This window comes from Kluyvera chengduensis, assembly GCF_044197065.1.
GTDB classification, from domain to species: domain Bacteria; phylum Pseudomonadota; class Gammaproteobacteria; order Enterobacterales; family Enterobacteriaceae; genus Kluyvera; species Kluyvera ascorbata_C.
Genome location: NZ_JBIQOI010000001.1, coordinates 681837 through 708444, shown reverse-complemented (window position 1 = coordinate 708444; position 26608 = coordinate 681837). Strand labels below are relative to the sequence as shown.

The following is a 26608-nucleotide window of genomic DNA, read 5'->3' as shown; positions in this document are numbered from 1 at the left end:
GTAAACGCCTTATCCGGCCTACATGATTAGCGCAGGAAGATAACCCGGTAGCGGCCTGAGCCCACTTCAGCGCAATAGCCCGCCGATGATGGCGTAAAGTCGAGGCCATCCGTCTCCAGCAGCGTATGCGCTCGATCCAGCACCAGCGTCGAGCGGGTATTCGCCGGGATCTCCACCTCGAGGGTTATCGTCTGGCCTTCCTGCGCCGTCTCCTGCGTCCAGTGCACGCTGATATCGCCATATACCGAGGCGTAGCGCGCTTTCAGCCAGGCCAAATCACCGCCGGGAATCGGGTGCAGCACCGAGTGCCTAAAGCCTGGCGCATCCTCTGCGGTATTGAAGCCCGCCGCCGCGCGATACAGCCATTCGCCGATGGCGCCGTAGGCATAGTGGTTGAACGAGTTCATGTCCGGGCTCCACATGGTGCCGTCCGGCTTCACGCCGTCCCAGTGCTCCCAGATGGTCGTGGCCCCAGCTTTCACCTGATAGAGCCAGGAGGGGAAATCGTCCTTCATCAGGAGCCGCCACGCCGCATCAGCCTGGCCGTTCTCACTGAGCGCATGGCAGAAATAAGGCGTGCCGACGAATCCGGTCACCAGGTGCCCATCCTGCTCTTCCAATAATGTCAGCAAGGTTTGCACCGTGCGTTCACGGTAGGCCTCCGGCACCAGCTGGAAGTAAAGCGCCAGAATGTGTGCGGTCTGCGTTCTCGCCGCCAGCCTGCCGTTCGGGGTAAAGAACTCGCGGTGGAAGCTGTCAACAATCGACGCATGCAGCGCCGCGTAGCGTTCCGCGTCTTCCACATGACCAAGGACTTTCGCCGACTTCGCCAGCAGCAGCGTTGATAACGCATAGTAAGCCATGCAGGTCAGTTCATTCGGCGTTGCGCCAAAATAACTCCCCTCGCGGGCATCCAGCGCCACCCAGTCACCAAACTGCAGCTTCCACGACCACATATTGTCGACCGCATTCGCCTGCATAAACTCCACCCACGCCTTCATGCTGCCGTACTGGCGCGCCAGCGTTTGGGTATCTCCATACATCAGATAGAGCGTCCAGGGGTTGATGACGGCCGCATCCGCCCAGGCCGCCGAGGAATGGGTACGCCCGTGCGACAGAAAACGGTCGTTATCGCATTTGCCCGTCAGGATATCCGGGATGACGTGCGGCACACCGCCTTCCGGCGTTTGATCGTGTTGCAGGTCTTCCAGCCATTTGGCAAAGAAGGTTCTGGTCTGCATCAGATAGCTGGCGGTACGACAGAAAATCTGCGCGTCCCCGGTCCAGCCAAGGCGTTCGTCTCGCTGCGGGCAGTCTGTCGGAATATCGACAAAGTTACCCTTCAGCCCCCAGAGAATATTGTGATGCAGCTGATTAAGTTCAGCATTTGAGGTTTCAATTGAACCGGTTGGGGTCATCGCGGAATGCAGCACCACTGCCACAAAATCGTCGAGCTTCGGCGTTCCCGGCCAGCGTTCAATCATCACATAGCGGAAACCCTGGAAGGTGAAGTGCGGATGATATCGCTCCTCCTCCCCTCCGCGCAGGGTATAGTCAACCCGCTGTTTTGCCGTTCTCAGGTTCGCCAGATAAACGTTCCCTTCCGCGTCGAGAACTTCAAAATGGCGTAGCGATACGTTATCACCCGCGGCTCCTCGCACGCTAAATTCAACCCAGCCGCTGAGGTTCTGGCCAAAATCGAGCACCGTTTCCCCCTTCGGCGTAGTAAACAGTGACCACGGCGCGATCCGCTCTATTTCCCTTACCGGGCAAGCGGTCTGGGGTTTCAGCACCGCACGGTCTGCGGCAAGTACGCTCACCGCGCGCCAGCCCCGGGCGTCAAAGCCAGGTTCGCACCAACCGCGCTGCTCGCGGCGCGCATCGTAAATTTCACCGTCGTAAATTTCGGAGAACAGGACTGCCGAATCGCTCGCCTGCCAGTCAGCGCCGCTGGCGATCACCCGCTGACTCCCGTCACGCAGCGTCACCACCAGGTGACAAATAAAACCGGTCTGCTCGCCGTAGTAATTACGGTAGCGGTTAAAGCTCATATCACCTTTATACCAGCCGACACCCACCATCGCGCCAAGGGTGTTGTCCCCACGGCGCAGATGCTCAGTAACGTCCCAGGTCTGATACAGAAGATGATGGTGATAGCTGGTCCAGCCCGGCGCGAGTTCATCGCACCCTACCTTTTCGCCGTTGATCCACAATTGATACAGCCCCAATGCGCTGGCGTGAACCACCGCCGAGACAATGTCGTTGTCCTGCGGCACGCTAAAATCATGGCGCAGCAACGTCCCTTTTGAGGATTCCTTCTCCTGCGGCGTTTCCGCTGAGATAAAATCGCCCTGCCACGCCGCGGCAGGCAGCCCGGAAATAAAGGACGCTTCCGGGCTCCAGTCGCTTGCCTGTCCGTGATTATCGGTAATCTTCACCCGCACGTAGTAGCGGGTTGAAGGGGCACATTCAATATCCGCCAGGACGATGTTATTGGAACGTTCGTCGTGCATTTCGCCGCTGTCATACAGCAGTTCCTTAAACTGCGTCGACGTCGACAGCTGTAACCGCCAACTGCGCTGAACCACGTTGCGCAGCGCGCTACTGATAATCCAGCCAAATACCGGAAGCGTTTCGCAACCCGCTAGCGTGGTTTCATAATTGAGCGTGACTTTTTCTACGGCCAACATAGTGATTTCCTCAATGACTTCATTTTTCAGGCTTTTGCCCGCATAGTGTCGCGTGAAGAAACGGTGGCCCCAGGCGCGGCGACCATTTCCGTTTCTGCATTAAATTCATTGCGCTGCCTGCCGTGGAAGCAGAGCCAGCCGATAACCATTCCGGCCACCACAACTGCCGTCAGCAGGCAATAAAGGACTATCGGTCCGGCACTCAGCAGCACCGGTGTCACGAAGGCCAGCAGCCCGCAGGTCAAACGGGCCACGCCGACAATAACCCCTTGTGCGGTGGCGCGCAGCATGGTCGGAAACGACTCCTGAGCCCACACCTTCATAATCCCTTCAAAGGCAAAACCGGTGCCGATGTTGGTAAACAGCAGGCAACAGAACCAGGAGAGCGGGGAAAAATTCAGCAGCACAGGCACGAAGTAACCGCCGGACATCATCACCGCGCCGAAGATGAAAAAGGGAATACGTTTGTCGGTATCCACAATGCGCATAAACAGCAGACCCGATGCCACACTCACGGGCAAAATAAGCAGCCCCCACAGCGAGTTGGTACTGACCGAGATGCCGACAACGTTGACGGCCACAAAGGTGCCAAACTGCCCGCCGGTGTTAGCCGCCAGATTGGTAAAAGTGTAAAAGGCGCACAGCGAGAGAAACGGCCATAGATATTTCGCGTCAAGCAGGTCGCGCCAGCCGCTTTTCTGGGCGCGCACGGTCGCCACGCCCCGCCGCTGTTCATCGCGCGCGGCCAGCCACAGCGGTGATTCGGGAATGGACCAGCGCAGAATCAGCAACACTGCTGCCACCAGACCGACGTGCAAATACATAATTTGCGCGCCAATCTGCCCCCAGTCGCCTACCACCGCCGAGATGCCCATCGTCGCGCCGATACCCACCAGCCAGAGCAGATTCGAGAGTCCGATAATCTTGCCGCGATTGTCGTCAGAGGCGGCTTCCGAGATCGTCGCCAGCGAAACCGGTAAATCAGCCCCCGTCGCTAACCCCACCAGCAGGGTACCAAGCAGCAGGAAATGAAAGCTCAGTCCAAAGGCTAACGCCAGCGTACCGAAGACGATCATCGCCATCGTGATAATAAAGACATTCCGTCGCCCAATACGGTCGCCAAGACGGCCGCCGCAGAACGCGCCGGCGGCAATACAGAGGGTTAACAAGCCGGATAAAATGCCAATTTCCAGTGCGGTAAGGCCAATGGTTTTTTGATAAATAACCAGCGCGGTACCATTAGAAACAATGGCCGCCGAATCGATATACGATGCCATTCCTGACACCACCCCAATATACCAGGGGCCGGGCGTATTATTTTTTGCCATGACGAATCCCTTAATGCTGAGAGCGAAAGGAGAAGCGTGCAGAATCCCCTCTCACGACGATTGTTGAGATAAAATTGCAGCAGTTTTATTGTTGTTATTAGCCGAAAATCAGATCTGCGTTAACACGCGAGAATGCAGTTCCCGTTCATGAGTCGGTGAATAATTAAAATATCGTCGGTATGATTCGGTTAATCGGACGCCATTCATAAAACCGCAGCGTGCGGCTATTTCACTCACCGTTTTATCGGTGGTGCGTAGCAACTCCTGAGCTTTAAGAACCCGAAACAGCATCTGAAATCTTACCGGGGTATAGCCGGTAATGCGTTTAATAAAGCGAAACATGGTGCGTCGCGCGACGCCGCTATCATCGCTCAGCGCGGCCCAATCGAGTTGTCGAAGACTGTGAGATTTGAGCGTCCTGATAAGGCTCGCCCGTCCTCTCTCTTCCGCGTTAAGCGCCTCCGCCTGGTATCCACACTGACAGAGCGTGGTAATCACGTTGAGGAATGCCGCTTCACATTGCGAAAAATAGAGCGCGTCGTAGTCGTTTTCGTTACGCGCAACGATCTGTTCGCTCCAGGCCTCGATATTGGCAAGCGCACCCGAAGTCAGGGTGCGGTCGTTGCGAGACTGCAACTGCGTTTTCACGCATTGCAGCAGGATGTCGATATGCTGTAAAAAATGAAAATTGTGATTCCTACGAATTAATATATTAATCACCGAAAGATGATTAGTGGAAACGTAGCTATGCGTATCATTTTTTGTAACGAGAAAGAAATCACCCTTACAAATAAAGTGGACAATATCATTAATAATATGAAACCCGCTGCCATCGCGGACAATCACCAGCTCATCAAATTCATGCCCATGCACACCTTCCATTAGCTGATTATTCATGGTGAAAAGACAAAATGCATGTTGATCAGAGTGAAAGAAATCACTATCTCGTAATATCCGCATGAGCACTCCCGATTTTATTTGGGCAATAACATTCCGACCTTAACTAATAGCAAGGATTGAAAAATAAATATTGTTTCAGGTCTCATTGATAACTATTTAAACGTAATAATTATGACAAGTCTATATATCGGGGTGGCACTCAGGCGTAAGCCAGCGTGACGCTGGTTTCATTTTCGGGAAATGCAGGGGGGTGACGTAGAATGTCCCCGGCGTCGCATTCGCTCGGCCGGGCTACATACGAGGCGTAGCCCGGACGAGGCGGTCACGCCGACTCCGGGGCGGTGCCGGGCAAAAACCGGCGTCCAGGATATATAGGCTTAGAAGCCGAGGCTGTCCAGCAGGTCGTCCACCTGATCCTGGCTGGCAACGACGCCCGCTTTGGAGGTGTCGACCTGCGGTCCGTTGAGCAGGCTGTCATTTTCACGTTTCTGGCGAGCGCCCTGTTCCGGGATGTTTTCCAGCAGCACCATCAGCAGCTGACGCTCGATCTCCTGAATCACATCCATCATGCGCTTGATAACCTGGCCCGTCAGGTCCTGGAAATCCTGCGCCATCATGATGTCGAGCAGCTGCGCGTTGGTAAAGCTGGTATGACCCGGCACATCACCAAGGTATTTGCGCGTATCGGTCACCAGTTCACGGGCATCGGCAAGCTCAATCGGGTTTTCAAACCACTCATCCCAGCGCTTGGTCAATGCTTTTGCGCCCTTCTCCATTTCATCCTGATGCGGCTGCGACGCCTCAACGCTGTTGAGCGCGCGTTCAGCCGCCTGCGCGGTCATCTGTACCACGTAATCGAGACGATCGCGGGCATCGGGTATCGCCTCTGCCGCTTCCGCAATCGCCTGGTCCAGACCCAGCTCGCGCAGACTGTCACGCAGCATACGGGTCAGATTGCCAATACGGCTGATAATATCCGCGGCTGAGTGTTCATCGCCGGGCTTGATGGAAGATTGCATCATGTTCGTCACCTTACATGCCCAGTTTCTCGAAGATTTTGTTCAGCTTCTCTTCCAGCGTCGCAGCGGTAAACGGTTTCACCACGTAGCCACTGGCCCCTGCCTGCGCGGCAGCAATAATGTTCTCTTTTTTCGCTTCTGCCGTCACCATCAGTACCGGCATGGCCGCCATTGCACCGTCGGCACGAATGGTTTTCAGCAGTTCAAGACCATCCATGTTTGGCATGTTCCAGTCAGAAATCACGAAGCCAAACCCGCCCGCCTGCAGCTTATTCAGCGCGTCCACGCCGTCTTCCGCTTCTTCAACGTTGTTAAATCCCAGCTCTTTTAACAGGTTGCGTACGATGCGACGCATGGTGGAAAAGTCATCCACAACCAAAAACTTAAGCTCTTTATCCGCCATAAAATAATTCTCCTGATCAAATACGTATTGCCTGTCCGGCACTGATTTTTGCCAGCATCTGCTGGCTTACCTGGCTAAGATCGACCACTTCGCTGACGCCACCGGTATTGATGGCCTCACGCGGCATGCCGAACACCACACAACTGGCTTCATTCTGCGCAATGGTCCAGGCGCCCGCCTGAAACATGGCATGCATCCCGGCCGCACCGTCGTTGCCCATGCCGGTGAGGATGACCCCTACGGCGTTGCGCCCCGCGTGCTTCGCAACCGAATGAAACAGCACATCGACCGACGGGCGATGGCGATTAACCGGCGGCCCGTCGTGAATTTTGATTTGATAGTTGGCCCCGCTACGCGCGAGTTCCATATGTTTATCGCCCGGCGCAATGTAGGCGTGGCCAGGCAGGACGCGCTCGCCGTCTTCAGCTTCTTTTACCGTTATCTGACACAGCTTGTTCAGACGCTCGGCGAACGAGCGGGTAAAACCCGGTGGCATATGCTGGGTTATCAGCAGCGCAGGGCTTGAAAGCGGCAGCGGCTGCAGCACATGACGAATCGCCTCGGTACCACCGGTTGAGGCGCCAATGGCAATCAATTTTTCAGAGCTCAGCAGCGGGCCGGCTTTGAGCGTCGCCGGTACAGGCAGCGGCTTATGGGCGCTAATACGCGCGCGCGAAGCGGCACGCACCTTCTCGGCAATGGTTTCGCTGTAAGCCAGCATCCCTTCGCGAATACCCAACTGTGGCTTGGTGACAAAATCCACGGCCCCCAGCTCCAGCGCGCGTAGCGTGACTTCCGAGCCTTTCCCGGTCAGCGAAGAGACCATCACCACCGGCATTGGGCGCAGACGCATCAGTTTTTCGAGGAAATCGAGGCCATCCATGCGCGGCATTTCCACGTCCAGCGTTAATACATCAGGATTAAATTTTTTTATCAGGTCACGAGCCACCAGCGGGTCGGGCGCGGTCGCGACCATCTCCATGTCGTCATGCTCGTTGATTATTTCCGTCATGATTTGCCGCATCAGCGCGGAGTCATCGACAGAGAGGACCCTTATTTTTTTCATGTTCTTCCCTTACTTAACGCATAGACCGTTTGTCCACGCAGGCTGAACTCACGGGCAAGATGGCTAAAGTTTTCCGAGTGTCCGGCAAACAGCAGCCCGTCCGGTTTCAGCAACGGGACAAAGCGTTTAAGGATCTCCTGCTGCGTGGTCTTATCGAAATAGATCATCACGTTGCGACAGAAGATCGCATCAAACGGCCCGGGTATGTTGTAGTGAGCGTTCAGCAAATTCAGCGTGGAAAAATCCACGTAGTTCGCCAGCTCAGAACGCACACGTACCAGGCCCGAATGCGGCCCGGTTCCGCGCATGAAATAGCGCTGTAGTTGCTGCTGGGAGAGCGTTTTCAGCTCGTCCATGCGGTAAATACCGCTTTGCGCTTTCTCCAGCACTTCGGTATCGATATCGCTGGCAAACACTTTCCAGCGGCCCGGCGCGGTTCCCAGCGTATCGGCGAGGGTAATAGCGATGGAGTAAGGTTCCTCCCCCGTCGACGCCGCTGCGCTCCACACCCGATACTCACCCTGCCGACGCGCCGCATGCTCGGCAAGCGTCGGAAAATGGTGCGCCTCACGGAAAAAGGCCGTCAGGTTGGTGGTGAGCGAGTTAATAAATGCCTGCCACTCAGGGCTGTCGCCGTTGGCCTCCAGCAGGCTGAGGTAATGACCAAAGTCGTCAAGGTTCAGCGTGCGTAAACGCCGCACCAGACGGTTGTAAACCATGTCACGCTTATGATCGGCCAGCACGATCCCGGCGCGCTGGTAGATCAGTTGACAGATCCGACGGAATTGTCCGTCGGTGAGCGTCAGGCGCTGTGTCAGTTGGCTCAGTAGTTGCGATTGCCCATTTGGCAGAGATACAGTCATAGCGCCTTCTTACATCACATCATTCAGGAAACTGCGGGTACCGCAGCCAGCTCTACGCTTTCACGCGGTGCCGCTGCTTTGATTTCTTCCAGTGAAAATACCGAGACGACGCTGGTCAGGCGGTCGGCCTGATCGGCCAACTGCTGGGTAGCCGCCGCACCTTCTTCCACCAGCGAGGCGTTCTGCTGGGTGACCTGGTCCATCTGCGTTACCGCCTGCGCGACCTGTTCAATCCCGCGACGCTGCTCGTCAGAGGCAGAGGCGATTTCACCCATGATGTCATTGACGCGGGTCACGGACTGCACAATCTCGGTCATGGTATTGGCGGAGGTTTCCACCAGTGCGGACCCTTCCTGCACGCGGGCAACCGATTCTTCAATCAGCCCTTTAATCTCTTTCGCTGCCTGTGCGCTGCGGCTCGCCAGGTTCCTTACCTCACCGGCCACCACGGCGAAGCCGCGCCCCTGTTCACCGGCACGCGCCGCTTCCACCGCCGCGTTCAGCGCCAGAATATTGGTCTGGAAGGCAATGCCGTCAATTACGCTGATAATGTCGCTAATCTTGCGCGAACTGGTAGCGATGTTCTGCATAGTACGAGCCACGTGGGACGCTTGTTCACCACCGCGCTTCGCCGTATCCGCCGCACCGTGTGCCAGGTTAGAGGCCTGGCGGGCGTTATCGGCGTTCTGGCTGACCGTCGCCGTGAGCTGCTCCATGCTGGCCGCCGTTTGTGCCAGCGACGCCGCCTGCTGTTCGGTACGTGAGGAGAGATCGTTATTACCCGCAGCAATTTCCGAAATGCCGGTATGCATCGCATAGCTGCCTTCGCGTACCTGGCCGACGGTATCGCGCAGCGACTGCTGCATGGCTTTCAGACCGGCAAAAATGGCGCTGATTTCGTTCTTACCGTAGACGGCAATCGGACGCGCCAGATTGCCATGAGCAATATTGTCAAAATGGCTGCTGATGATGGTCATTGGCTTGACCACCATATGGCGCACCCACCACAGCGCACCGACGGTGATAAGCACAGAGATAATCACCATGCTAATAAAGATAATGGTCGAACGTTGATAGTCGCTCTGACTCTCGCGCTCCGCGGCAGATACATAGTTCTCGATATTTTTGCGCCAGCTTTCGTAGTCGTTATCAAACTGGTCCTGCGCTTTCTGCACCGGTGCCGCGACAAACTCAGACAGCTGGTTGTTCTCAAGCCACGCCGTCTGGTGCGCTAACATTTCATGCCAGGCGGTAAAGGTCTTCGCCGTCTGGGCCTGGAGTTCTTTATCGTGCTCGCTCATCAGCGGCAGCGCCATAAAGCCCTGGAACAGCGCGTCGGCCTGCGACAGATTCTGTTTCACGTCAGCAACGATGTCGCGCACTTCATCCGGCGGATAGCTCAGCGCCGTCAGCGTGCCAGCTTTGTTCAGCATGGTGCTGGCCTGCAGCATTGCCGCGCGTGATTCCGTTAAGGTATTCAGCTGCTGGCTGCTCTGGTCTATCTGATAAATATTTTGCTGCCCATCGCGAAAAGCCCAAAAAGAGAGTCCGTTACTGCCAATCTGCAAAATGCCGCAGAGAATCAAAATCAGAAACAACGTGGTAGAGATTCGAATACGATAAAGCATCACCACACTCCTAAAGGCGGCAAAGACCGCAGATAAAATTAAAATGTTTCCCAGTTAGTATCGGTACTGCGTTCGGTATTCGACGCGAGGCGTTTCGCCGCTGTCGGTACCTGAGCTGCTTTTGTCGCCTGCTGTGCGGAAGCGACGTTCAGACGGAAAGCCGCAACGGCTTGGTTCAGGCGTTCCGCCTGGTCTTCCAGCGCGGCGGCGGCCGTTGCCGACTCTTCCACCAGCGCGGCGTTTTGTTGGGTGACGCTGTCCATTTCTGCGACGGCAATCGCCACCTGGTCGATACCGCGACTCTGTTCATCGGAAGCAGAGGCGATTTCGCCCATAATGTCGGTCACGCGGGTGACGGCATTCACAATATCGGTCATGGTCTCGCCCGCGCTTTCTACCAGTACAGAACCGGTATCGACCCTGGAGACAGAATCTTCAATTAAGGCTTTGATCTCTTTTGCTGCCTGCGCGCTGCGGCTTGCCAGATTACGCACTTCACCGGCAACAACCGCAAAGCCGCGGCCCTGCTCACCCGCACGAGCCGCTTCAACGGCGGCGTTCAGCGCCAGAATATTGGTCTGGAAGGCAATACCGTCGATAACGCCGGTAATATCGGAAATTTTCTGCGAACTGGCGGCGATTTCGTGCATGGTGTTCACCACGCCGTTAACCACGTTGCCGCCGCGCTGGGCGGTTTCCGAGGCGCTTTGCGCCAGATGCGAAGCCTGACGGGCGTTTTCGGCGTTCTGCTTCACAGTCGCCGTCAGCTGTTCCATGCTGGCCGCCGTCTCTTCAAGGGAAGCAGACTGCTGCTCGGTTCGTGCTGACAGGTCGTTGTTCCCGGCGGCGATTTCGCTGGTGCCGTGATAAATCGCCTCGGCCCCTTCCCGTACGTGCGTCACGGTGCTGATAAGCGAGTCCTGCATATGGCTGACGGTTCCCGCCAGTTCGGTGATTTCGTTGCGTCCGTGCAGCGTCAGGCTCTGGGTCAAATCGCCCGCCGCAATATGGCGGATATGGCCCATCACCAATGCCAACGGTTTAAGCAGAATGGCGCGAATACCAAACCACGCGGCCACCATCACGATAACCAGTACCACCGCCAGCGCCAGTAACTGCCAGCGGGCAATCTGGTAATCGCGGCTGCTGGTGGTAAACGCGTGCTGATAGAGGCCTTCACTTTGGGTCGCATACTGAGTCATCGCTTCACCCAGGGCGTTTTGCATTCCCTGCGTTGGCTGCGCGAAGTAGGCATCCATATTGCCGTTTTCCAGGAACCCCTCCAGCTCCTTTAAGGCCGCATAGTAGTTCTGGTAGGTTTTCGCGACCTGCTGGCTGGTATCACTCATCAATGGCAGCACGGGCGTTTCGCTGAAACGCGCGAAATGACCTGCCGCCTGCTCAAGGGTGGTACGCGCATTTTTCAGCAGTTCGGTTTTTGCGCTGCTCTGCTGATTAGCGGTATCCATCATCATCCTGGCCGAAGAACGGCTCAGGTTGATACGGGTTTGCAATAACAGATCCCACGACTTGGTGAGTTCCGCCTGTTGAGTTCGAAGCGTATTAGATAATGCAAAGCTTTGTTGGTTCTGGTGCAACGAGGAGAACAGAAAGCCCCCGGAGACCAGCTGCAAAAGTGCGAAGACGACCAGCACCAACATCAGCAGCGTGACAACGCGGATACGGTTTAACATACAGCACCTTCTCTATGACTTGTTACGGCTGTTATCGGCATCCCAAAAAGAAACTTAAGTGCCGGGCGAGTAAAAATCTGAGGGGTAATGCGGTGCTGACGCGAGTCACTGAATAACAACGATTTTTATAAATCATAAAAAAAAGTTGTAAATCACCTCACTTTCATACAATTTATGTGGTGAATGATTAATGACATTACATAACTAAAAAAGCATTTTTCATCGCACGACACTTTTGTAATCTGACGGGGTATTTTTTCGTGGCAAACGCAAATAAACTCACGGTTTTTATCGTGATTTTCATGCTGGCAGGCATTCTGACCGGCGCAATGATCCATTCCTACGCATCCGCAACCACCATTCAAGTCTGGTCCAGTAACATCACCCTGCTTACCGATATCTTCTTACGCTTAATCAAAATGGTTATCGCACCGTTAGTCTTCAGTACCCTGACCGTGGGGATTATGAAGCTCGGCGAGACCTCCACGATTGGTCGCGTTGGCGGTAAAGCGATGGTCTGGTTTATCAGCTCTTCGGTGCTGTCTATTCTGGTGGGCCTGTTTATCGTCACCTTGCAGCATCCGGGTAGCGGCCTGAATCTGTCGGTGCCAAAAGACGCGGTAGAAACCGGTCTGGCCGTGGGCGGTATGAGCCTGAAGGGCTTCCTCTCCCACACCATTCCAACCAGTATCGTTGGCGCAATGGCGGATAACGAGATCCTGCAGATTGTGGTCTTCTCTATGTTCTTCGGTATCGGCGGCGCGTCGCTGGGCCAGAAGTTCAACGCCCCGTTGGTTGCCGCACTGGACGTGGTTTCCCATATCATGCTGAAGGTCACCGGCTACGTGATGTACGTTGCGCCGCTGGCTATCTTCGCCGCCATCTCTTCCGTGATTGCGACGGAAGGTTTGGGTATCCTGCTGAACTACGCTTCGTTCATCGGCGGTTACTATGTGGCTATTCTGCTGACCTGCTGCGTGCTGGTTGCGCTGGGCTATATGGTGCTGAAGAAAGACGTTTTCCGTCTGCTCAGCATGCTGAAAGACCCGGTTCTGGTGGCGTTCACCACCAGCAGCTCTGAAGCGGCCTACCCGAAAACGCTGGAACAGCTGACCAAATTCGGCTGCTCGCGCAATATCGTGTCGTTCGTTTTACCGATTGGTTATTCATTTAACCTCGTCGGCTCGATGGTGTACTGCTCCTTCGCCTCAATGTTTATCGCTCAGGCGTATAACATCCACCTGAGTTTCTCTGAGATTGCCGTGTTGATGCTGACGCTGATGCTGGCCTCTAAAGGAATCGCGGGCGTGCCGCGCTCTGCGCTAGTCGTGCTGGCGGCGACCATCCCAAGCTTTAACATTCCTGTGGCGGGTATCCTGCTGCTGATGGGTATCGACCACTTCCTCGATATGGGTCGTTCGGCTATCAACGTGCTGGGTAACGGCGTGGCGACGGCGATGCTGTCGCAGAACGAAGGTCAGCTCGCTGAAGTTGAGCCAGAGGTTGTGCAGCAAAATATGTAAGGTTTGAGCCGTTCCCGGCGGCGCTTCGCTTGGCCGGGCTACATACTTGGGTAGCCCGGCCAAGCGAAGCGCCGCCGGGAATAGCACCCAAACAAAAGCCAGACCCCAGGGTCTGGCTAAATCCAACAAAAATCTTTCACCGCCGCCCTGAAGTTAACTCCCCTCCCCCGACGACCAAAAGCAATACTCAAGCGCAATGAAAAACGCCCGCCTCACTGGCCAGAGACGGGGTAAAACAGGGTTTAGATAAAGACGCGCAGACCCACCGCCGCAAGGTGATCGGAAACGTTATAGGTGTCATCCGTATTGCCGCTGGCTTTCTCATAGCCGTATTCAATATAGGTCACGGCTTTTTTACCTAACCAGTAGTCGGTCCCCAACGTCGTGGACTGGAAGTGCTGGCCGTCCATTGCGTCACCACCTTCGGTCCAGTCAAAGTTGGCGTATACGCTCCACTCTGGCGTAATTTTAAACTGGGACGCATATTCCAGACCAAGAATCGTTTCCTGGTCGTCGGTAGCATTACTCGTACCGCTTCTAGCCGCATTAACATCATCAACTTTGTTGATGTAATACGTAGCCTGCGCACCGTTATACCAGGTGAAACCGTCGAAGTTGGCGGTGTATTTCGCGTTCATCCCCATTGAGTAGGTATTACCGTCGTAGGATGGTCCCGTCACATACGTTACCGGTACGGTTCCCCCATTCGGGCCATAACCTTCATCAATTGTTTCCGTTCCCTGATTCACCGTGTAGTTGTTATACGCCGCCGCACCCGAAACGGAGAAGCCGTTATCGAAGCGATACTGCGCCGCCAGCGCCGCGCCGCCGTGTACGGTAGCAGAGCCATCATGATAGGCATCGTGCATATCCGGGCCATCGCCGTAACCGCTGCCGAAGCCAATACTATCCACGTCATCATTTCCCTGGCCCATCACGCCAACGGTAAATGTTTTCGTGTTGTAATAGTAAATTGCCGCAGAGTTAATAATATCGGTCGACATCCCGGCGGTATCATGTTTTGCCTTACCGCCATAGGCGTAAGTGGTATCAATACCCAATCCCCAGTCGGTTGGCGCATATTGTTTACCGAAGGTAATCACGCCGTATTCATCATTTCCTATACCGGCATAGGCCTGGCGGGTATAAACATCGTTACCCTGATCGTCAGTGGCGGAATCCAGACCATGCATACCGGTTTCGTAATAACCGGCGGCATAATAGCCTTTATCATTAATTTTCTGACGCAGCGCGACGCCCAGACGCGAGTCGTTGTTCTGAATATTATGTTCTACGCTATGCGCGGAATCGTCTTTGGCATACAGACGAACGGAACCCATAATAGCAATCGCCGTATCGTCGCCCTGATAAACCATCTCACCTTTGGTTTGCGTCGCCGTATAGGCTGGTGAGGCGAAGTCTCCGCTGGCAGCCAGTGCATAAGCCGGAGCGCCTACCGCTGCGGTAATAGCCAGAGCGATAATAGAGGGTTTAATCATTACTGTTTTTACGCGCATAGAAATCCCTTAATCAATATTTAAGATTATGTTTTTTGATAACGTTGAATTTATAAATGGGAAAGAAAGCGTTCTCTCCACGAGGGAAATATTAATTGCAGAGAGAATCTATTTTCTACGCGAAACAATAAAAAATAAGATGGCGATCACTAAGAATTATTTTCTTTCCTGTAATCACACAATGATTATATTTTTACACTTTGGTGAATTTAAAATTCAATTTATTAATAAAATAATTCAAACATCGATATAAATATTGCAAACTATAAATGAGAAACCTTTTATTCATAATTACAAAACATTAAAAAATAACATCAGCCACCAATACCAACCATTGCATTAACATAATTTTTTCATAGCGCGCTAATCTATCGTCAATTCAGGTTGTTTTTATTTAAGCTGAATAAATTCGTGATATATCGAGGAGATAATAATTAACGTTATTAATACAATAACTTTATTGGTTTGATCACGTCATTCACTCTGAGAATATTTATATTTTACTGGGATGCATAAATTATAAATAAAATAAAGCGGGTGTTATCAGGAATTGAGAACCAGGTAGGGATTAAAATCACAAAATTTAAATATTCAAACTTCAGCGATAAAATAGGGTTCACCGTTTCATGACGATGAACCCTGTCGCCATTATGCGGCGTGGCTTGCCGCGCTATCCAGCAATGCCATCTCTTCGCTATTGAGCAGCTTCTCAATATTCACCAGAATCAGCATACGGTCGCCCAGTGCGCCAAGCCCGGTCAGATATTCAGTAGACAGAGTTACGGCAAACTCCGGCGCCGGGCGAATCTGCTCGGCGGCCAGAGAAAGGACATCGGACACGCCGTCTACGACGATACCCACAACACGTTGGCCAAGATTCAGCACGATAACCACCGTATTGTCGTTGTACTCGACGTCTTCCTGGCTGAACTTCACGCGCAGGTCGACAATCGGCACAATCACGCCGCGAAGATTGGTCACACCTTTAATAAAGGCCGGGGTGTTCGCAATGCGCGTCACCTGATCGTAGCCACGGATCTCCTGCACCTTCAGAATATCGATGCCGTACTCTTCATTGCCCAGCGTAAATACCAGGAATTCTTGCCCAGTCGGTTCACCCGCCAGCTTTGTTACATTCGTCATACCGGTCATGTTGTTCCCTTATTTCTGCGTATCAGGCGGCGGTGCTCGCCAGACGTTTTTCACGGTTGAGCCCCTGCAAGGCAGAGACATCGACAATCAGCGCGACGCTGCCGTCGCCAAGAATGGTGGCTGCGGAGATACCCGGCACTTTGCGATAGTTGCTTTCGAGATTTTTCACCACCACCTGATGCTGACCAATCAGCTGATCCACCAGCAGCGCATAGCGACGCCCGGCGCTTTGCAGGATAACCACAATGCCCTGCGTCGCTTCGGTTTTCGCCCCTTGAACCTCAAACGCTTTCCACAGTTCTACCAGCGGCAGATATTCACCGCGGACTTCCAGCACGCGCTCGCCGCCCGCCAGCGGATGCAGATCTTCTTCGCGCGGTTGCAGCGACTCCATGACCGCGTTAAGCGGCAGGATAAAGACCTCTTCGCTGACTTTGACCGACATACCATCAAGTATCGCCAGCGTCAGCGGCAGCAAGATGCGGATGGTGGTACCAGACCCTTGCTTCGACTGGATCTCAACATGGCCGCCCATCTCCTGGATGTTACGTTTCACCACGTCCATACCCACGCCGCGCCCGGAGACGTCAGTCACCTGCTCTGCCGTTGAGAAGCCCGGCGCAAAAATCAGCATCCCGACTTCTTCATCGGTCATGCTTTCATTGACCGCCATCCCCTGCGACATCGCCTTCGCCAGAATACGCTCGCGGTTCAGCCCGGCGCCGTCGTCGGTGACTTCGATACAGATATTGCCGCCCTGATGTTCCGCGGACAAAATCAGGTTGCCGACGGCCGATTTCCCGGCGGCCAGGCGCGTTTCCGGCAGTTCAATACCGTGGTCGAGACTGTTACGCACCAGGTGCGTTAACGGGTCGATAATGCGTTCAATCAGGCTTTTATCGAGTTCGGTTGAGCTGCCCATCAGCGTCAGTTCAACCTGTTTGCCAAGCTTGCCCGCGAGATCGCGAACCAGGCGCGGGAAGCGGCTAAAGACATACTCCATCGGCATCATACGAATCGACATCACCGATTCCTGGAGGTCGCGCGCGTTACGCTGCAACTGCCCCATGCTGGTAATCAGGTCGCCGTGCGATACCGGATCCAGCGCGTTTGAGCGCTGCGCCAGCATGGATTGGGTGATAACCAGTTCGCCAACCAGGTTAATCAACTGGTCAACTTTCTCTACCGCGACGCGAATGCTGGTTGATTCGCTGCTACGGGCGGCCGGTTTTTCGCGCTCTGCGCGCGGTGCGGCCGGAGCTGGTGTGGCAGCCGCCGCGACGGCGACCGCAGCCGGTTCAGCGACCACCTCTTCCACCACCTCAGGCTCGGCTTGCGCTTTTACCTCGGCGGCAGGCGCGGTCGTGAATTCAATCTGATCGGCTTCAATGACAAAGCACAGCACGGCGACGATATCATCTTCGTCCACGCCACCTTCGATCACAGCGGTTAAGCTATCGGCCGTTTTGCTGACCTGGCTTAAGGTCGCCAGGTTGTTCAGCTCTTCTTCCAGCATATCCGGCTCGCCTGCCTTCAGGCGCGAGAGCGTAATCTGCTTTTTCCCGGCGGCTGCCGACGCATCAGCGTTAGCCGATGCTTCAGTCAGCTGCGTTGCGTTGTCTACCACGCTTAAGCGCGCACCACCCGCCACGGGAGGGACACTTTCACCTTTCGCTTCCAGCGCCAATTGGCGCAGTGCATTGCAGATATATTCGAAGCTGGCAGCGTCCGGTTCGGTGGAGCTTTTATAGGCGTCGAGCTGTTCCTGCATAATATCTTTGGTTTCCAAAAACAGGTTGATAATATCGGTGCTGAGCTGCATTTCCCCGCGACGAGCCTCGTCCAGCAGGTTTTCCATCAGGTGCGTGGTTTCCTGCAACACGGTAAAGCCGAAGGTTCCCGCGCCGCCTTTAATCGAGTGCGCAGCGCGGAAAATAGCATTCAGCTGTTCAGCATCAGGGTCGTCCACCACCAGGTTCAGCAGATGCTGTTCCATATCGGCCAGTAGTTCATCGGCCTCATCAAAAAATGTCTGATAAAAATCGCTGATATCCATGCTCACGCTATCACCTCGAGTCGGGTTGTGGCGGCGTAGTCCCTGCCGCTGCTGAAGAGGTATTCGGCGACTGGATTACGCTTAAAGGTTCATTCTGGCTCTCGGCATTCTCATGGAGAATGGCCTGCTCAGCCTGGTTATTCAGCACCAGCAGGCTGATACGACGGTTAATCGCATCGTTCCCACCGTGCTCTGATAAACGCATCGAGTTAGACATCCCGATTACGCGCAATACTTTGCCATCATCCAGCCCACCGGCGACCAGCTCACGGCGCGAGGCGTTGGCGCGATCGGCCGACAGCTCCCAGTTGCTGTAGCCCCGTTCGCCAGTGGCGTATGGGTAATCATCCGTGTGCCCTGACAGGCTGACTTTGTTCGGTATTTCATTCAGTACCGGGGCGATCGCGCGCAAAATATCGCGCATATAAGGTTCCACTTCGGCACTGCCGGTTTTAAACATCGGGCGGTTCTGGCTGTCGATAATCTGAATGCGCAGCCCCTCCTGAACCAGGTCAATCTTCAGATGCGGGCGCAGCGCGCGCAGTTTCGGATCGGCTTCAATCAGCTGATCCAGTTCACCGCGAATTCGTTTGAGACGGTTGGTCTCCATCCGTTTTTTCAGATCGTCAATATTCGGCTGTTTCTGCACTTCCCCCTGCTGCTGGGTAACGTCATCACCGCCGCCGGGGATCGGGCTATCGCTGTTCGCCATCCGGGGCCCACCGCTGATAGCCGTCGCCAACGGGGTACGGAAATACTCCGCAATCTGGATAAGCTCTTTCGGGCTGGAGATGGAGATAAGCCACATCACCAGAAAGAAGGCCATCATGGCGGTCATGAAATCCGCATAGGCAATTTTCCACGACCCGTGGGCGCTACCGTGTGATTTATGTTTGCGCCGCTTTACGACGACAATAGGATGCGATTGGTTTTTCATGCGTCCTCGGTCGTGGTCTGCTGCTGGCCAGCCGGGTTGCGCACCGCGCGCACATGTTCTTCCAGCTCGATAAACGAAGGACGTTCGCTGGTGTAAAGGGTTTTACGGCCAAACTCGACGGCAATTGGCGGCGCATAGCCATTGAGATTCGACAGCAGCGTAATTTTGACGCACTGCATCATTTTAGTCGTTTCTGCGCTTTTCTGGCGCAGCACGCTGGCTAAAGGCGAAACAAAGCCGTAGGCCAGTAAGATGCCAAGGAATGTGCCTACCATCGCGTGGGCAATCAACGCCCCTAGCTCTGCCGCAGGTCTGTCGGCAGAACCCAGCGCGTGAACCACCCCCATTACCGCCGCGACGATACCGAAGGCCGGCAGCGAGTCGCCGACCAGCGCCAGGCTGTTCGCCGGCACTTCACATTCGCTTTCATGGGTTTCAATTTCTTCGTCCATCAGCGCTTCAATTTCGAAGGTATTCATGTTGCCGCTGATAATCAGACGCAGATAGTCGACGATAAATTCCAGCATCACTTTATCGGCAAGAATGCGCGGATAGCTGGCAAAAATTTCGCTCTCTTTTGGGTTTTCAATATCGCGTTCGAGCGAGAACATCCCCTGTTGACGCGACTTCGCCATCAAGCGATAAAGCAGGGCCAGCAGGTCCATGTACATCGTTTTGGTGTATTTCGAGCGACGAAACAACAGCGGCAGCGCCTTAAGCGTGCCCTTGATTGCCTTGCCGTTGTTCCCGACGATAAATGCCCCGACACCCGCCCCACCGATGATAATCAGTTCAGCGGGTTGATACAGTGCCCCAAGGTGTCCGCCGGTCATCATGTAGCCGCCGAAAACTGTCCCCAAAACAACCAGGTAACCTATTAAGATAAGCACGTTATCATCCTTCCACCGTTGACCATGAGTGGAGACAGATGAGCAATATCGCTAACCGACGGGTAAAAAAAAGCAGCGGTCATCAAGACCGCTGCTGGAGTGTTTTATCCACACCGTGTGGGTTAAACAGCTTGCTCTATCTGTTCATCCAGCAGTTGTGGATTACTATCGGCAAGATTGTCGGAAAGTTTACGTCTTTTTACTGCGCGAGATGGAGGCTGGCAAAGGCTGCAAACAAAGCTGCCCGCTGGCTGGTGCGCATGAGTAATGAAATTGCCGCCGCAGGAATGGCAGCTGGAGAGTTCGAGCATTCCGCTTTCCACAAAGCGGACTAACGTCCATGCGCGAGTCAGCGCCAGAAGCGGCCCGTTATCCTGCTGTGGACATTGTTCGAGGTACAAACGGTAGGCTTTAATCACGGCGTCCACGCCAGAGCACTGTCCGCTTTTGAGTAAAAACTGCCAGGCATTACAGAACATGGAAGAGTGAATATTCTGTTCCCATGTCATAAACCAGTCCGTGGAAAACGGCAGCATTCCTTTCGGAGGCGGGCTGCCACGCAGTTCTTTGTACAGTTTAATCAGACGACCACGGCTAAGCTGGGTTTCACTTTCCAGCATCTGCAAACGCGCGCCTAGCGTTATCAGCTCCATAGCAAGCTGAATATCGCGGGCTTCCTGAACAATGCTTTTTTCGCTCATTTTCAGGCCCTTTTCTTACGTGCAGGTTCGCCTGATTGGCTGGCTTCATTCAGCAGTCTGGTGGAAAGCAGAATACCGGTATGAATCTGCTGTAAGTCGTCAACTCGTGACTCTTGCGTAAGACGGGTGATGGTTTGAGCATCATCAAAACGGAACTGACAAACTAACTGGTTGGTCTCCGCAATTTTCACCATCTGCGGAAGAGTCAGTTCACCCAGAACTTTCGCCATGGCCTCGTTGATGCCGAGACGGAACATAGCAGAAGCCTTATCCTGACCAATCAAACGCTGTGCAAGAAGCAAGTAAGACAAATTGATGTCATAAATGTGCTTTAGCAACTCGGATGTATGCATTTTCCCCATCCCGAATAACCAATTAGTACTTTTATGCGGTCAAACCGCATACCCCGTGATGTCGTCGGGCAAGGCCCGATAAAAAAAATCGGTCGAAATGCATAGCCGATTAGGTGAATCTTTCTGCAGGGTTGTCGGTCGGCGCGTTAACCTCTCGCCCGACTAACCTAAACATTTCTTACAATTTACTAAGATTTTTCCTAATTCGACGCAACTTTACTCGCCAGATGTGACACATACAATGTTACCTCGCTGTTAATTTGAAATTTATGTGATCGCCGTCACAAAATCAAATCAAATTTAGCCCCTCTATCCATCAGTCTCAATTGTACTTTGGGTATTATTTAAGCAAAAAAATCGCTATTTTATTCCAGCCTAACGGATATTCATTCACCGAAAGTATTTAACAAAGATTCAGGACGAGGGACTTTACGCGAGCCAGATGCGAAAAAATTATCACAGATCATGCTTTCATCTAATAAATAAAATTCATTTTAAATTCAACAAATTGAAACATCTAATCATTTACCACTAATTAATTTGCATGTTATTTACTTTTTATTAACAATATTTCAGCAAAAATTAAATGTTTATCTGCCGTACTGATTACATCATATATTCAGTGGGGCTTATGCAATTTGCGCACCTTTCATACCGTAATTCGCATAAACCTTGCTAATGTATTAGGTTAAGTTATAGGCAGCGATACTCCCCCCAACGCTTGCAGCGATGCGGTAAAAAGAGTAAGAGATGAAAGATTGAGTGCGTGTAATTCAAGCAAGGAGGTCTGATGTCTTACTCACATCTTTTGGTGGCCGTCGCGCCTACCCCAGAGAGTCATGAGCTGCTAAGGAAAGCCGTGGAAATCGCCGAGCCCGCGGGTGCGCGTATTAGTTTGATAACGCTGTCAACTGACCCGGAGATGTACAACCAATTGGCGGCACCGATGCTGGAAAATCTGCGTGAACTGATGCAGGAAGAAACGCATCAATTTCTGCAAAACCTCGCTGACTCCACCCATTACCCTATCTGGAAAAGCCAAATTGCCTCGGGTGAACTGTGTGACCACGTCAAAGCCTTCTGCCGGAATCACCAGGTTGACCTGGTTATCTGTGGTAACCATAACCAAAGCTTCTTCTCACGTGCCACCTGTTCGGCCAAGGCAATTGCCGGGAGCTGTGGCGTAGACGTGCTATTAGTGACACTGTAACAAATGGTGAAACCCGGCGTCGCTGCGCTCGGCCGGGCTACAGATAGCTATTTTTTGTAGCCCGGCCGAGCGCAGCGACGCCGGGACAAACATCACCCCATCAAACGGTACGCTTCGCCTTCTGTTTGTAGCGGTCGAAAATTACTGCTGCCAGCAGAATCAACCCGCGCACCACATACTGAGAGAACGGAGAGATGTTCAGCAGGTTCATGGCGTTTTCTACCGTTCCCAGAATCAGGATCCCGGCCACCACATAAGAGATCTTACCGATCCCACCTTTCAGCGACACCCCGCCCAGCACGCACGCCGAGATAACGATTAGCTCATAGCCAATAGACGTCATCGGCTGGCCGCTGGTCATACGCGAGGCCAGAATAATGCCCGCCGCCGCGGACACCAGCCCGGAAAGGACAAAAATGATTATCTTGGTACGCACCACGGGAACCCCCGCCAGGCGCGCCGCTTCTTCGTTACCACCAATCGCCAGGGTATTGCGCCCAAAGGTGGTTTTGTTCAGCAGTAAACCGAAAATAATCAGGCAGCCAACGGTCAGCCAGATTGGCGCCGGCAGCCCTAACCAGTTGGCATAGCCAAGGGTAAAGAAGCGCTCGTCTTCAATCCCCACCGCCTTTCCGTCGGAGATAATGTAGGCCAGGCCTCGCACAATCTGCATCGTCGCAAGCGTAGTAATCAAGGCGTTGATTTTCAGTTTCGCAATCACAAAACCATTGACCAACCCGCTTAATGCCCCGAGCAGCAGACCAGCAAATACGCCAATCCATAGGCTTTCAGTGAGGTTAATCACCACCGCCGTGGTGACCCCCGCGCAGGCAATCACCGACGCTACCGACAGGTCAAAGTCGCCGGAAGCCAGGCAGAAGAGCATTCCGCAGGCTACCATTCCCGACATAGAAATCGCCAACCCCAGCCCTTTCATATTGATGAATGAGGCAAAATTTGGCACAAAAATGGCGCAGCAGATAAACAGCACGGCAAAGACCACCAGCATGCCGTACTGATCCCAGATACGGCCAAAACTCAGCGACGTGCGGCGTGCGCCTGGTGTAGTAACAGATGACATCGTAACCTCCTTCCTCAGGCCACAGCCTGACTAACTTTAGGCATAGCCAGGCTTAACGCCTGTTGTTCATTGGCGCTGTCGTGCAGCAGCTCCCCGGAAATCTCCCCTTCCCGCATCACCAGGATGCGGTCAGCAACGCCTAATACTTCCGGCAGGTCGCTGGAGGCAAAAAGCACTGCTACGCCCGAGGCCGCGAGCGCGTATATCACGTTGTAGATTTCATGTTTGGCCCCAACGTCAATCCCGCGCGTGGGTTCATCCAGCAGGATGACTTTCATGTCCTCAGAGAGCCAACGCCCAAGAATCGCTTTCTGCTGATTTCCCCCGGAGAGGTTCATAATCAGCTGCTGCGCCCCCGGCGTTTTGATATTCAGAGATTTAATATGATGTTCGGCGTTGGTGGACTCCCACGCATTATTGATAAGACAGCCGGCGTGGATATGCTTACGCCGGGCGCTAATATTGATATTGTCGCGTACCGAATGGACCGGAATAATCCCCTCGGCTTTACGGTCTTCCGGGCACAGCATCATCCCGGCGCGAATGGCCTGAGCGGGTTTATCGATAGTCACCGGCTGGCCGTCGATAAATATCTGCCCGCCGCTGAGCTTCGTGCCGCCGAAGATCCCCTTCATCAATTCACTTCGCCCGGCCCCAACTAAACCAAACAGCCCGACGATTTCGCCGCTGCGCACCGCAAGCGATATCGGCGTGCGTACGCCTGGTGCCTTCACGTTCTCCAGGCGTAAACGCTCATCGCCATACTCACGTGACTTCCAGCCATAGATATCACCGATTTCACGCCCGACCATGGCCTGCACCAGACGGTCATGGCTGACCGCTTTGATGTCGTCAAACGTGCAAACATAGCGACCATCTTTGAACACGGTAATGGCATCGCTGAGGGCAAAGATCTCCTCCATGCGGTGTGAAACATAGATGATCACCCGGCCTTCTTTACGCAGTTCACGGATGACCCTGAACAGATTGTCGATTTCGCGGGCGGAGAGCGAGCTGGTCGGTTCGTCAAAGGCGATGACCTTGGCGTTGCGCGCCAGAGCCTTAGCAATTTCCACCATCTGCCACTGGCCGATGGAGAGATACTTCAGCGGCGTGTCGGGGTCGATATCCAGACCCAGATGCTCCAGCTGCAGCCGGGCTTCATAGTTCAGCAGCGAACGGTTTACGAAGCCGCCGCGGCTCGGTAATTGCCCAAGATAGATATTTTCCGCCACGGTCATTTCCGGGACGAGATGCAGTTCCTGGTAAATAATCGCGATACCGGCGTTCAGCGCCGCCGTGGTATCGGCAAAAGAAATCTCTTCTCCCCGCAGCACCAATGACCCGGAGGTTGGCGCATAGTTGCCGCTGAGAATTTTCAGCAGCGTGGATTTGCCCGCGCCGTTCTCCCCCATCAGCGCATGCACCTGTCCGCTATAGCAATCAAAGCTAATATCGGACAGCGCTTTTACGCCGGGGAAGGTTTTGCTAATACCGCGGAAAGAGAGATAAGGGGTAGACTGTTGCATCACAACCTCCACAATGACACGACCCGTCTCCCTCCGCTGTCGCGAAGGGAGAATTATCAGGACTCAGAGGCCTTTTTTCGCCAGTTCTTCTTTGAAGTTATCGCGGGTAATCAGCACTACGTCAGTCACCGCAGTAAATTTCGGTGGCTCAGCGCCTTTCTGTACCCAGTTGTAGAGCAGTTCGCTGGTTTTATAGCCGTGAATATCCGGGCTTGGCAGTAAAGAGCCGAAGAAGCCGGTGGCCTGTGCTTTAGAAAGCTCGTTGACCGCATCAACGCCGTTAATGCCGATACCGATGACGTTGGCCGCTTTAAAGCCCTGGCCTTCCGTCGCACGCACGCCACCCAGCACGGTGTTGTCGTTCATGCCGATAATCAGCCATTGCTTCACTTCCGGATGCTGTACCAGCAGGGAGTTACCGGCATCGAATGCACCGGGGATATCGTTAGATTTGGTCGGAACCTGATAGATCTGTTTTTCCGGGAAGCCCGCCGCTTTCAATGCGTCCATTGAACCGGTAGTACGACGACGCGCCGTATCCAGTTCGTTCGCGGTAATGGCCATCACGCCAGTGGTTTTCACATCCCAACCGCGCTTTTGCATCTCTTTGTAGAGCTCCTGGCCCTGACGCGCGCCAATTTCGCTCGCCGCCATCATCACCAGCGGCACATCTTCCATCGGTTTACCTTTGGCGTTCACGAACTGATCGTCGACGGTTATCACTTTCATGTCATAGCCGCGCGCTTTCGCCACAATGGCTGGCCCCAGTTTTGGGTCGGGGGTACAGATAACAAACCCTTTCGCGCCGCTAGCCGCCAGGCTATCGATCGCATTCAGCGTTTTCTCTCCGTCGGGCACGGCAATTTTAATTACGTCAAAGCCGAGGTCTTTACCGGCTTTATCGGCAAATTTCCATTCCGTCTGGAACCAGGGTTCCTCGGGTTGTTTAACTAAAAAACCGAGCTTGAGGTTTTCAGCCATAGCTGATTGTGACATAACCGCTGCCAGACCAATGGCCGCCAGCGCTTTGGTAAATTTGTGCATGGTTAACTCCAGCCTTAATGTTCTTTTATGTAGGGAAAAATCAAATAGGTGATTTAAATTAGACATAAAACAAAGTATTAGCCGTATTATTAACAGCGTTAACGTTGTTGAAACATTAATAGCCCGGAATGCGTTTTCCAGAAGAGAGCGGCATCACACCGCTGAATTACAGTAGGGTGATGCATATATTCAGCAAATAAGTACATATAGAAAGCGTGAATTGTCTGACAATTCACGCCAGGGGGTAGCAGATTTATCTATATAACGAGTGGGAAAATCCCTTTAGCCGGAATTTGTTAACAATTACCAGCGGTAATAGATGTGATCGGCATGGTCGCGTACCGGTGCTTCATCACCCAACAGGCGAGCGGCAACGGTGAAGGCGAAATCAAAGACATGACCAAAGCCTTTGCCGCTAATCAGATTGCCATCTTCGACAACCGGCGCATCAACATATTCGCCATTTTTTACATCCTGCCATAAATCCCCAGAGCAAACGTAACGGCGTCCTTTCAGCAAGTCATTACCTGCTAATACGCGTGCCGCCGCAGAGCAGATTGGGCAGATAAACTTACCCGCTGCATCGTGGGCTTCAACGAACTTAATGACATCGGCATTCGCCGCTAGATTCACGCTTCCCTGAGGGCCGCCTGGTAGGACAACTGCGTCGTACAGCGTATCAAGGCGTTCTGCCAGCGTCGCGTCTGCAACCATCGGAATATCGTGGTAGCTGACAACCGCACGGGACTCAGCGCAGGACACCAGTTCAACGCCAATGTGCAGACGACGTAGGATATCAATCGTGACAATCGCTTCCCCTTCTTCAAAGCCTGGGGCCAGCAGTACAGCAACCTGTTTCATTTTAACTCCTGTCATTTTAATCAACGCAACTTCCCTGAGGCGCAAACGGGAAGAACTTGCGTACCCTTAATTACGGCGAAAAGCATCTACAGACTGTCTAATAGAAAAAATGTTCTAAAACAAACTCAACCTTGTTTTAATATTCAAGACAGCCACTTAAAAA

Annotated in this window: 22 protein-coding genes; 2 read left to right on the top strand and 20 right to left on the bottom strand. The window is 53.5% G+C overall.

Features of this window, described 5'->3' with window-relative positions:
• Window positions 1-26 precede the first annotated feature (26 nt).
• The 9 genes from ACH1XZ_RS03285 to tar form a co-directional block, all read right to left on the bottom strand.
• Window positions 27-2690: a family 78 glycoside hydrolase catalytic domain gene (locus ACH1XZ_RS03285; protein WP_395594307.1), complete on the bottom strand. Its 2664-nt coding sequence runs from the start codon at window positions 2688-2690 to the stop codon at window positions 27-29.
• 26 nt (window positions 2691-2716) lie between these two features.
• Window positions 2717-4018: an MFS transporter gene (locus tag ACH1XZ_RS03280; protein ID WP_395594306.1), complete on the bottom strand. Its 1302-nt coding sequence runs from the start codon at window positions 4016-4018 to the stop codon at window positions 2717-2719.
• 108 nt (window positions 4019-4126) lie between these two features.
• Window positions 4127-4978, bottom strand: a complete 852-nt coding sequence (locus ACH1XZ_RS03275) for a helix-turn-helix domain-containing protein (RefSeq protein ID WP_395594305.1) — start codon at window positions 4976-4978, stop codon at window positions 4127-4129.
• Between the two features lie 317 nt (window positions 4979-5295).
• Window positions 5296-5940 (bottom strand): protein phosphatase CheZ, encoded by a 645-nt coding sequence (gene cheZ, locus ACH1XZ_RS03270; RefSeq protein WP_035895243.1) that lies wholly within the window; start codon window positions 5938-5940, stop codon window positions 5296-5298.
• Between the two features lie 10 nt (window positions 5941-5950).
• The gene (gene cheY / locus ACH1XZ_RS03265) at window positions 5951-6340 is read right to left on the bottom strand and encodes a chemotaxis response regulator CheY (protein ID WP_024552273.1); all 390 of its coding nucleotides are present in this window, start codon (window positions 6338-6340) and stop codon (window positions 5951-5953) included.
• 16 nt (window positions 6341-6356) lie between these two features.
• Window positions 6357-7406: a protein-glutamate methylesterase/protein-glutamine glutaminase gene (locus ACH1XZ_RS03260; protein WP_395594304.1), complete on the bottom strand. Its 1050-nt coding sequence runs from the start codon at window positions 7404-7406 to the stop codon at window positions 6357-6359.
• Complete coding sequence (gene cheR, locus ACH1XZ_RS03255; RefSeq protein ID WP_035895238.1) at window positions 7403-8269, bottom strand: protein-glutamate O-methyltransferase CheR; 867 nt, start codon at window positions 8267-8269, stop codon at window positions 7403-7405. The genes ACH1XZ_RS03260 and cheR overlap by 4 nt, the downstream gene beginning before the upstream one ends.
• Window positions 8270-8292: 23 nt before the next feature.
• Window positions 8293-9897, bottom strand: a complete 1605-nt coding sequence (locus ACH1XZ_RS03250; RefSeq protein WP_395594303.1) for a methyl-accepting chemotaxis protein — start codon at window positions 9895-9897, stop codon at window positions 8293-8295.
• A gap of 38 nt (window positions 9898-9935) precedes the next feature.
• Window positions 9936-11591 carry a methyl-accepting chemotaxis protein II gene (gene tar, locus ACH1XZ_RS03245; RefSeq protein ID WP_395594302.1) on the bottom strand — a complete coding sequence of 552 codons (1656 nt, stop codon included), beginning with the start codon at window positions 11589-11591 and terminating at the stop codon, window positions 9936-9938.
• A 260-nt stretch (window positions 11592-11851) separates the two neighbouring features.
• Between tar and ACH1XZ_RS03240 the strand changes: the two genes are divergently transcribed.
• Window positions 11852-13114: a dicarboxylate/amino acid:cation symporter gene (locus tag ACH1XZ_RS03240; protein WP_395594301.1), complete on the top strand. Its 1263-nt coding sequence runs from the start codon at window positions 11852-11854 to the stop codon at window positions 13112-13114.
• Window positions 13115-13356: 242 nt separating this feature from the next.
• On the opposite strand, the gene ACH1XZ_RS03235 is transcribed toward ACH1XZ_RS03240, so the two are convergent.
• The 7 genes from ACH1XZ_RS03235 to flhD all read right to left on the bottom strand — a co-directional run bounded on the left by ACH1XZ_RS03235 (window position 13357) and on the right by flhD (window position 20720).
• Window positions 13357-14631 carry a porin gene (locus ACH1XZ_RS03235; protein ID WP_395594300.1) on the bottom strand — a complete coding sequence of 425 codons (1275 nt, stop codon included), beginning with the start codon at window positions 14629-14631 and terminating at the stop codon, window positions 13357-13359.
• A 648-nt stretch (window positions 14632-15279) separates the two neighbouring features.
• Window positions 15280-15783 carry a chemotaxis protein CheW gene (gene cheW, locus ACH1XZ_RS03230; RefSeq protein WP_035895231.1) on the bottom strand — a complete coding sequence of 168 codons (504 nt, stop codon included), beginning with the start codon at window positions 15781-15783 and terminating at the stop codon, window positions 15280-15282.
• 22 nt (window positions 15784-15805) lie between these two features.
• A complete protein-coding gene (gene cheA / locus ACH1XZ_RS03225) occupies window positions 15806-17839 on the bottom strand; it encodes a chemotaxis protein CheA (RefSeq protein WP_395594693.1) in 2034 nt (677 codons plus the stop codon).
• Between the two features lie 10 nt (window positions 17840-17849).
• On the bottom strand, window positions 17850-18776 hold the full coding sequence (motB, locus tag ACH1XZ_RS03220; protein WP_395594299.1) for a flagellar motor protein MotB: 927 nt from the start codon (window positions 18774-18776) through the stop codon (window positions 17850-17852).
• Complete coding sequence (gene motA / locus ACH1XZ_RS03215) at window positions 18773-19666, bottom strand: flagellar motor stator protein MotA (protein WP_185667544.1); 894 nt, start codon at window positions 19664-19666, stop codon at window positions 18773-18775. The genes motB and motA overlap by 4 nt, the downstream gene beginning before the upstream one ends.
• Before the next feature lie 122 nt (window positions 19667-19788).
• Window positions 19789-20373 (bottom strand): flagellar transcriptional regulator FlhC, encoded by a 585-nt coding sequence (gene flhC, locus ACH1XZ_RS03210; protein WP_181814576.1) that lies wholly within the window; start codon window positions 20371-20373, stop codon window positions 19789-19791.
• On the bottom strand, window positions 20370-20720 hold the full coding sequence (flhD, locus tag ACH1XZ_RS03205) for a flagellar transcriptional regulator FlhD (RefSeq protein WP_220439276.1): 351 nt from the start codon (window positions 20718-20720) through the stop codon (window positions 20370-20372). Before flhD ends, flhC begins: the two co-directional genes overlap by 4 nt.
• Before the next feature lie 790 nt (window positions 20721-21510).
• On the opposite strand from flhD, the gene uspC reads away from it, so the two are divergent.
• A complete protein-coding gene (uspC, locus tag ACH1XZ_RS03200) occupies window positions 21511-21930 on the top strand; it encodes a universal stress protein UspC (RefSeq protein WP_395594298.1) in 420 nt (139 codons plus the stop codon).
• Window positions 21931-22030: 100 nt separating this feature from the next.
• On the opposite strand, the gene araH is transcribed toward uspC, so the two are convergent.
• From araH to ACH1XZ_RS03180, 4 genes are all read right to left on the bottom strand, one after another.
• Window positions 22031-23011 carry an arabinose ABC transporter permease AraH gene (gene araH / locus ACH1XZ_RS03195; protein ID WP_035897211.1) on the bottom strand — a complete coding sequence of 327 codons (981 nt, stop codon included), beginning with the start codon at window positions 23009-23011 and terminating at the stop codon, window positions 22031-22033.
• A 14-nt stretch (window positions 23012-23025) separates the two neighbouring features.
• Window positions 23026-24540 carry an L-arabinose ABC transporter ATP-binding protein AraG gene (araG, locus tag ACH1XZ_RS03190; RefSeq protein ID WP_395594297.1) on the bottom strand — a complete coding sequence of 505 codons (1515 nt, stop codon included), beginning with the start codon at window positions 24538-24540 and terminating at the stop codon, window positions 23026-23028.
• A gap of 63 nt (window positions 24541-24603) precedes the next feature.
• Window positions 24604-25584, bottom strand: a complete 981-nt coding sequence (locus tag ACH1XZ_RS03185) for an arabinose ABC transporter substrate-binding protein (RefSeq protein WP_185669426.1) — start codon at window positions 25582-25584, stop codon at window positions 24604-24606.
• A gap of 303 nt (window positions 25585-25887) precedes the next feature.
• Window positions 25888-26445, bottom strand: a complete 558-nt coding sequence (locus ACH1XZ_RS03180; protein WP_395594296.1) for a DJ-1/PfpI family protein — start codon at window positions 26443-26445, stop codon at window positions 25888-25890.
• Between the last annotated feature and the right edge of the window lie 163 nt (window positions 26446-26608).

Bases quoted from the DNA above. Each gene is read 5' to 3' on its own strand.
- ACH1XZ_RS03285 (WP_395594307.1), bottom strand. From the start codon at position 2,690: ATGTTGGCCGTAGAAAAAGTCACGCTCAATTATGAAACCACGCTAGCG.
- ACH1XZ_RS03275 (WP_395594305.1), bottom strand. From the start codon at position 4,978: ATGCGGATATTACGAGATAGTGATTTCTTTCACTCTGATCAACATGCA.
- cheA (WP_395594693.1), bottom strand. From the start codon at position 17,839: ATGGATATCAGCGATTTTTATCAGACATTTTTTGATGAGGCCGATGAA.
- ACH1XZ_RS03185 (WP_185669426.1), bottom strand. From the start codon at position 25,584: ATGCACAAATTTACCAAAGCGCTGGCGGCCATTGGTCTGGCAGCGGTT.
- motB (WP_395594299.1), bottom strand. From the start codon at position 18,776: ATGAAAAACCAATCGCATCCTATTGTCGTCGTAAAGCGGCGCAAACAT.
- ACH1XZ_RS03250 (WP_395594303.1), bottom strand. From the start codon at position 9,897: ATGCTTTATCGTATTCGAATCTCTACCACGTTGTTTCTGATTTTGATT.
- cheY (WP_024552273.1), bottom strand. From the start codon at position 6,340: ATGGCGGATAAAGAGCTTAAGTTTTTGGTTGTGGATGACTTTTCCACC.
- ACH1XZ_RS03180 (WP_395594296.1), bottom strand. From the start codon at position 26,445: ATGAAACAGGTTGCTGTACTGCTGGCCCCAGGCTTTGAAGAAGGGGAA.
- araG (WP_395594297.1), bottom strand. From the start codon at position 24,540: ATGCAACAGTCTACCCCTTATCTCTCTTTCCGCGGTATTAGCAAAACC.
- flhD (WP_220439276.1), bottom strand. From the start codon at position 20,720: ATGCATACATCCGAGTTGCTAAAGCACATTTATGACATCAATTTGTCT.
- cheW (WP_035895231.1), bottom strand. From the start codon at position 15,783: ATGACCGGTATGACGAATGTAACAAAGCTGGCGGGTGAACCGACTGGG.
- cheR (WP_035895238.1), bottom strand. From the start codon at position 8,269: ATGACTGTATCTCTGCCAAATGGGCAATCGCAACTACTGAGCCAACTG.
- ACH1XZ_RS03235 (WP_395594300.1), bottom strand. From the start codon at position 14,631: ATGCGCGTAAAAACAGTAATGATTAAACCCTCTATTATCGCTCTGGCT.
- tar (WP_395594302.1), bottom strand. From the start codon at position 11,591: ATGTTAAACCGTATCCGCGTTGTCACGCTGCTGATGTTGGTGCTGGTC.
- ACH1XZ_RS03260 (WP_395594304.1), bottom strand. From the start codon at position 7,406: ATGAAAAAAATAAGGGTCCTCTCTGTCGATGACTCCGCGCTGATGCGG.
- ACH1XZ_RS03280 (WP_395594306.1), bottom strand. From the start codon at position 4,018: ATGGCAAAAAATAATACGCCCGGCCCCTGGTATATTGGGGTGGTGTCA.
- araH (WP_035897211.1), bottom strand. From the start codon at position 23,011: ATGTCATCTGTTACTACACCAGGCGCACGCCGCACGTCGCTGAGTTTT.
- cheZ (WP_035895243.1), bottom strand. From the start codon at position 5,940: ATGATGCAATCTTCCATCAAGCCCGGCGATGAACACTCAGCCGCGGAT.
- uspC (WP_395594298.1), top strand. From the start codon at position 21,511: ATGTCTTACTCACATCTTTTGGTGGCCGTCGCGCCTACCCCAGAGAGT.